Origin of the sequence: Roseibium sp. (genome assembly GCF_025698965.1) — a bacterium.
Lineage (GTDB): Bacteria > Pseudomonadota > Alphaproteobacteria > Rhizobiales > Stappiaceae > Roseibium.
On record NZ_JAILWL010000415.1, the window covers coordinates 1 to 5946 of the forward strand.

The following is a 5946-nucleotide window of genomic DNA, read 5'->3' on the forward strand; positions in this document are numbered from 1 at the left end:
TGGCTGAAGGTGTGGGGACCCTGATGGGCCTCGGGTTGTCGAGCATGATCGACAGCCTGCTGCCGGAGGTCGACCTTCCGGAGGTGGATGTCCCTGACATCGAAGCCCCGGATTTCGACGGTGACATAGCCGGTGGTGCGCTGCCGTCAGACCTGGAAATGGTGGGCGTCAATGCAGACGCGTCGGCGGCCGGGCAAGGCATGTTCACGCGTGTTCTCGGCTGGTTGTGCTTCGGCAGGGTTCCGGCATTGATCATTCTGGTGATTTTCCTGACCGGGTTCGGTTTGGCAGGATATGTGCTGCAGAGCGTGGTCCATTCTTTGAGTGGTTGGCTGCTGCCGGCGATCGTTGCCTCTGCCGGTGCATTTGCAGGTGCCTTACCCTTCACTCGCGTGACCGCGTTGGGATTGTCGAAGATCATGCCGAAAGACGAGAGCGATGCTGTTTCGCGCAAAACGTTTGTCGGTAAACCGGCCCTGATCGTTCAGGGAAACGCGGAAAAGGGGCTTCCTGCCCAGGCTCGCCTGAAAGATGCCACTGGCCAGAACCACTATCTGCTGGTGGAACCGGATGTCGACGGCGAAGTGCTGAACCAGGGAACAGATGTGATCATTGTCCGGCAGGTTGGAGCCCGCTACACCGCGATCCAGAACAGCAATGCTGCATTGTCCGGCGCTGGCGATTGAGCCCGGTGCCGGACCAGGAAATTTCAAATTAGTGACTGAAGGAGTAAATGGTTATGGACCAGATTGTAGGCATAGTCATGCTCGTGGGCATAGGGTTTATTGCCCTTCTTGCCATCGGATTGATCATTTCGAGGCTGTATCGCCGGTCTTCGAAGGAAGTCTCGTTTGTGCGGACCGGTTTCGGCGGCCAGCGTGTCGTAATGAATGGCGGTACTCTGGTTCTTCCGGTTTTACATGACATCATACCCGTCAACATGAACACGTTGCGGCTTGAAGTTCGCCGTTCAAACGATCAGGCGCTTATCACGAAAGACCGCATGCGAGTTGATGTTCTCGCTGAGTTTTATGTCCGTGTTCAGCCGACGATCGAGTCCATTGCCAATGCGGCTCAAACACTTGGTCAGCGAACCATGAAACCGGAAGCCTTGCGTGAACTGGTTGAGGGTAAGTTTGTTGACGCTTTGCGTGCGGTCGCCGCAGAAATGGCAATGGAAGAATTGCATGAGCAGCGTGTGAACTTTGTTCAGAAGGTGCAGGCTGCAGTGTCGGAAGACATCTTGAAAAACGGTCTTGAGCTTGAGTCGGTATCCCTGACAGGTCTCGACCAGACAAATCGCGAGTATTTCAATCCGGAAAACGCCTTTGATGCGGAAGGTCTGACAAAGCTTACCCAGGCCATTGAGGAACGCCGGAAAAAGCGGAACGATATCGAGCAGGAAACCGAGGTTCAGATCCAGCGCAAAAACCTGGAAGCGGAACAGGAGCGTTTGCAGATCAGTCGGGATGAAGAATTCGCCAAGCTTGAGCAACAGCGCGAAGTCGAGATCCGCAGGGCGGAACAGGTTTCTCTCATTGCAAAGCAGCAGGCCGAGCGCGAGCGCGAAGCAGAAGAAGCCAAAATCCTTGCCGGACAAAAGGTCAAGGAAAAGGACATTGAATCAAATCAGGTGGTCACCGAGCGCCAGATCGCCATGGACCAGCAGGTGAGGGAGCGGGAAATCTCCAAGGAACGGTCTGTCGAGGCTGCAAATGTTGAAAAACAGAAATTGATCGAGCTGGCTGAGCAGGATCGCGACATTGCCGTTGCCGCAAAATCTCGCGAAAAGTCCGAGGCCGAGGCACAGGCTGACGAGGCGCGCGCAATTGCTGCAAGAGCGGCAGAACAGGTTTTGACCGCCCGCGATACTGAAATCGCTGAACGTGACAAGCAGATCGAATTGATTGAGGCGCGCAAGGGCGCCGAAATGGACGCCGTCGCCATCACGGTTGGTGCTGAAGCGCAGAAAAAAGCTGCTGCCGACCAGGCGGAGGCAGTTCGTATCGCAGCTGAGGCCGAGGCTGCCAAGCTACGCATTGAGGCAGAAGGCTCTGCTGCAGCGGACAAGCTGCGTGCCGAAGCCGAGAAAGCTCTCTATGAAGTCGAGGCCGCGGGGCAAAAAGCGATCAACGAAGCGGCAAATCTTCTGTCGCCGGATCAGATTGCCATGCAGGTTCGGGTTAAGCTTCTGGAGCAATTGCCTGAAATCATTGCTGAAAGCGTCAAACCGATGGAGCAGATCGACGGCATCAAGATCATCCAGGTGGATGGCATGACAGGTGGCGCCGGAGGAGTTGCGAACATTGCGAACGGCAACGGTTCCGGTGGCAACCTGGCCGACCAGATGGTGTCTTCGGCACTGAAATACCGTTCCCAGGCCCCGCTTCTGGATGCCATGATGAAGGAGGTCGGTCTTGACGGATCAGGATTGTCGGGCCTGACGGCCAACCTTGGAACCTCACCTGCCGCAGTTGAAGACGACACCGAGGTTGCAAGTGATGCGGCCTCCTTGGGCGGAAATTCAAGTCCCTCTCCGTCCGAAAACGGCCTTGTCGCGGCTGAGGCAACGGACACAGAGGTCGGCAAGGGCACGCTTCCCTCGTGATGATGCAAGGGGCTGTTCAGATTCACCCGGCGGTTTTGGCTGCCGGGTGTTCCAACAAGGAATTCAGACATTCGATTTGGCAAAAGCACTTTAGGCGATATCGGAAAGGTTCATGAACTACGACAGCAAGTTGAACAGATTTCAGCGCAGGGATGGGGCAGTAACGGAAATCGCGATCATATTCCTGATGTTCGTGCTCATGGTATTCGGTGCGGCAGTTTATTATTTTTACGTGAAAGTCACCGACTTGGCAGAAGAAACCAGAGCTCTAACCTCAAGGATGTCCGTACTCGAAATGGAGTTGGAAAGCAGGGTCGAGTCACCACCTGCAGAAACACCGTCAAACGCAACTTCGACCCTGGAACCGCAGATTGATCGTGAGTGGATCGATGACCTCTCCGGAAATGTCGGGAAACTTAGTGTATCTCCGCAGGATCTAGAAACTCCGGTGGTCACACCAAAAGCAGTGGGAACTGTCAAAGTAATGCCTGATGGCACAATCCTTGAGCCAACGGTTGGAGTAGGGTCGGGGACCGTCGACACGTCGCAAGAGATCTATTCACCTTCTCAATGATATCCCCGCCGATGATGATGCAGGGCTTTGGCTACCTCGATTGATTTGTCTGCTTCAAAGGTCTCGGCAACAGCCATGTCCCAATAGGTCGAATAGCCTGGAATGTCATGGGCTTCGTCCAGAAGCGCACCTTTTTTCAGCCAGGTGAGGGCTGAGCTGGCCGGCATGATCGCACGTTGACCTTCGCGCAGATAAAAATGCTCCGGCTTGAATTCGCTCGGGTGGTTGAGACCGGACGCAGCCGTGAAGGCCATCAGGGACTTCAGGGTGTTGCTATGAAAATTCGTCACCCGTTCGCTCTTGTCAGGGACCACCAATGCCAGTTGGCGTTTCGGGTCCTGGGTCGCAACGCCGGTAGGGCAGCGGTTGGTGTGGCAGCTCTGGGACTGGATGCAACCAACTGCAAACATGAACCCACGTGCCGAATTCACCCAGTCGGCACCAAGCGCAATCGTGCCGGCAATATCAAATGCGCTGATCAGCTTGCCGCTGGCGCCGATTCTGATGTCCTCTCTCAAACCCGAGCCGACTAGACAGTTGTGAACAAAGGAAAGGCCTTGCCGCAATGGCGTGCCAAGCCGGTTGGCGAATTCGATCGGGGCAGCACCTGTTCCACCCTCAGCGCCGTCAACCACTATAAAATCCGGTTTGAGGCCGGTTTTCAGCATGGCTTTGACTATTGCCATGAATTCCCACCGGTGACCGACACACAATTTGAAACCGACCGGCTTCCCGCCGGAAAGTTCGCGCAGCGTCTGAATAAACTCGAGCAGTTCGATCGGCGTTGAAAAGGCTGAATGCGAGGATGGAGAAATACAGTCCTGACCGACCGGAACACCGCGCGCCTCGGCGATTTCTTCAGACACTTTCGAGCCGGGCAACACGCCGCCATGGCCTGGCTTTGCTCCCTGACTCATCTTGATTTCAATCATTTTGATCTGCGAATTGGCCGCCTGTTCCCTGAACTTGTCAGGATCGAATTTGCCATCCGCCGTGCGGCATCCAAAATAGCCGCTGCCCAGTTCCCAAACGAGGTCGCCGCCGCCTTGTCGGTGGTACCGCGAAACGCTGCCTTCGCCGGTATCATGATAGAAGTTCCCGGCCTTTGCGCCCTTGTTGAGTGCCAGGATGGCGTTGCCGGAGAGTGAGCCGAAACTCATGGCCGAGATATTGTAAAGCGAAGCGGAATAAGGCTGTGTGCACTCCGGGCCACCAATCGTTACGCGCAGCTGCTCGTGATTTTCCGGCTTGGGGAGGATGGAATGATTCACCCAGCCATAGGTGTCGGCGTAAACATTCAGTTCGGTTCCGAATGGCAGCACATCTTCGATATTCTTGGCCCGGTCATAGACCATAGACCGGCGTTCGCGCGAAAACGGTCGACCGTCCTGGTTGCTTTCAAAGAAATACTGTCGGATCTCAGGCCGGATCGCCTCGAAGAGGTAGCGGAAATGACCGGTCACCGGATAGTTCCGCAAAACAGCGTGTTTGCTCTGCTGCAAGTCCAGAAATCCAATGACCGAAAGTGTGGCGAATACCACGAACGGCCATATGAAATGCACGTTCACGGCAAACATCAAAATGAACGCAATAAAGGCTAGTGCCAGACAGAGGGCGAAAACGAAATAGCGGGCGGGAAACACGGATGGGTGACTCCTCAGGGTAAATACCTAAAAGCTTGCTTTTTCTAGTTGTGTCAGGCTGCGCGGAAAAAGGGAAGGGTAATCAGTTGCTTCTCTTGCTTGGCCGGACAAGTGCGAGCCGTCATTGGATGCAAAAAACACCAAGACATCGGCTCCCAATTGACCTGATGCGAAATTCTCATGCTGGAATTTCAACAAATTGCTCAATCAGCCGGGACGCGGTTCCCCGGGCCCCGGGTTCTGTCGATATGATTTCCCCCGCCTTTTCCGCGCCCAGCCTGTAGGCCGGGTTCTCAAGATCTTGCAGAGCACTGGTCAGGTTAGTGACAGTGAGTTTCTTTTGGCGTATCGGGGCAGGACCTGCACCAATTTTGTGGATTTGCGCACCCCAGAACGGCTGGTCGCCAAAGACCGGGCAGACCAGGGAAGGTTTGCCCCATCGGACCGCCTCGTGGGTCGTGCCTGCACCGCCATGATGGACGATTGCCGCACAGCGGGGGAAAAGCCAGCTATGCGGGGCTTTTTCCAAAAGGAAAACACGCTTTTCCAGATTCTCAGGCAGACTTTCTTTCATCAGACCGCCCCAACCTGTTGCCAGAATTGCACGCTGACCTGTGTTCGCCAAAGCCGCCAGAATCTTGTCGGTCAGTTCTCTCGGGTTCTTGCTCGGCATCGATCCGAAGCCGAGATAGATCGGGGCAGGGCCATTTTCCAGAAATTCCATGAGATCAGATTGCGCTTCGTAGGTAACGTCAGGTTCAGTGAACCAATAGCCGCAGGCCCAGTTTTCGGCAGTCCAGTCCTTGGGTGTTGGAACCAGTGCCCGCGAAAATGCCTGCAGGCAAAGTGCCTTGCCGTCATGTGGCACGTAACCGTCAATCTGATCTCCCGGCATCGCAATTTGCGGACCGGCGACATCCTTCAGTGGCTTCATGAGAGGTGACAGTCCGGCCTTCATCAATCGGCGACCCAGAAAATAGCTTTGCCGGTTGAAAAAGGATCCAAGATTAGGCAACCCGAACAGTCCGATTGGAAATTCTTCTGTCGGAGCCATGACCGGTTGCAGCGACGTCGGCAGGGCTGGAACATTAAGTTTTCGCCCTACCAGCGTCATGACTGTT

At 55.1% G+C, this 5946-nt stretch carries 5 protein-coding genes; 3 read left to right on the forward strand and 2 right to left on the reverse strand.

Annotated elements, in window-relative coordinates; all coding sequences use genetic code 11:
• The 3 genes from K5905_RS25560 to K5905_RS25570 form a co-directional block, all read left to right on the forward strand.
• On the forward strand, nucleotides 1-686 hold a 686-nt coding region (locus K5905_RS25560), incomplete at its 5' end, for a YqiJ family protein (RefSeq protein WP_297589412.1).
• Nucleotides 687-739: 53 nt separating this feature from the next.
• The gene (locus K5905_RS25565; protein WP_297589413.1) at nucleotides 740-2608 is read left to right on the forward strand and encodes a flotillin domain-containing protein; all 1869 of its coding nucleotides are present in this window, start codon (nucleotides 740-742) and stop codon (nucleotides 2606-2608) included.
• A 112-nt stretch (nucleotides 2609-2720) separates the two neighbouring features.
• Nucleotides 2721-3182 carry a hypothetical protein gene (locus K5905_RS25570; protein WP_297589416.1) on the forward strand — a complete coding sequence of 154 codons (462 nt, stop codon included), beginning with the start codon at nucleotides 2721-2723 and terminating at the stop codon, nucleotides 3180-3182.
• Here K5905_RS25570 and K5905_RS25575 read toward each other — a convergent pair.
• Entirely contained in the window at nucleotides 3176-4759 is a 1584-nt protein-coding gene (locus tag K5905_RS25575) for an FMN-binding glutamate synthase family protein (RefSeq protein ID WP_297589420.1), read from the reverse strand. The genes K5905_RS25570 and K5905_RS25575 overlap by 7 nt on opposite strands.
• 244 nt (nucleotides 4760-5003) lie before the next feature.
• A partial coding sequence (locus K5905_RS25580; protein WP_297589418.1) for a glycosyltransferase occupies nucleotides 5004-5946 on the reverse strand: 943 nt, incomplete at its 5' end.

Coding starts and splice junctions, on each gene's coding strand:
- K5905_RS25565 (WP_297589413.1), top strand. CDS start 740: ATGGACCAGATTGTAGGCATAGTCATGCTCGTGGGCATAGGGTTTATT.
- K5905_RS25570 (WP_297589416.1), top strand. CDS start 2,721: ATGAACTACGACAGCAAGTTGAACAGATTTCAGCGCAGGGATGGGGCA.
- K5905_RS25575 (WP_297589420.1), bottom strand. CDS start 4,759: ATGTTTGCCGTGAACGTGCATTTCATATGGCCGTTCGTGGTATTCGCC.